This window comes from Vibrio sonorensis, from assembly GCF_001854765.1.
In the GTDB taxonomy this organism is placed as follows: domain Bacteria; phylum Pseudomonadota; class Gammaproteobacteria; order Enterobacterales; family Vibrionaceae; genus Vibrio; species Vibrio sonorensis.
In genome coordinates, this window is record NZ_LJJE01000079.1 from 1 (window position 1) to 779 (window position 779).

The following is a 779-nucleotide window of genomic DNA, read 5'->3' on the forward strand; positions in this document are numbered from 1 at the left end:
TGATAGGGCCGCGTTATTGTCGTGGACTAAGCTCCCTCCAGCTTTACCAATTACTTCATGACTCGAGTAAATTGGTGGCGACACGTCCACACCGCCACCACAACTAAAGAGCGAAGCTATCCAAACAAACTCATACAACTATTCTTTTTTATTACTGTTTAAAATTGGACGTACTTTTCGTGTGTAAAACCAATAAACATAAAAAGCCACTGGTAATGTTGCCAATGTTCTCCAGACATTGTCTAAGTCATAAAACCCAAATGTGTAAACAATACCAAAGTGGAAAATAAAAGATGCGCCAATACCCACGGCGAAATACGGATACTGTTTACGAACAGGCTTTAGAACCGGGATCTGAGCGACTACAATGGTGTAGGTAATACTGCCCAGTACCGCCAATATATAATCCCCTTTAAAAAACAGAATCCCCACGAGACACCACTGCACACCAAACATGGCAGTGGTATCCCATCTCTCGTCTTGTTTACTCACACTTAATCACCGTATGGCACCCAATGGTCATGCCATTGTTGATATTCTCAACATTATCCACCGTTTGCTTAAGTGCGGGGCTGCCGTAATAGATAGCATCATCTACCATACTAGCCCCTTTACCAGCTGGACCACCCATCATACCAACAAAGTTTGACCAACTTGGTTCAAGTCCCCAAGCACTAAGAGCCATTAGCCCACCTACATATGGATTGATTACTCCCAACCCTATCGATGTGATAGATAAAGCAGCAGCCGCTTCTTCCTGCGTTGTCTCCTGATAATCT

2 protein-coding genes are annotated in these 779 nt (G+C 43.6%); both read right to left on the reverse strand.

Annotated elements, in window-relative coordinates; all coding sequences use genetic code 11:
• Nucleotides 1–138: 138 nt before the first annotated feature.
• Nucleotides 139–492: a hypothetical protein gene (locus BLO31_RS14320; protein WP_070967953.1), complete on the reverse strand. Its 354-nt coding sequence runs from the start codon at nt 490–492 to the stop codon at nt 139–141.
• A partial coding sequence (locus BLO31_RS23860; protein WP_175443224.1) for a hypothetical protein occupies nt 485–779 on the reverse strand: 295 nt, incomplete at its 5' end. The genes BLO31_RS23860 and BLO31_RS14320, both read right to left, overlap by 8 nt.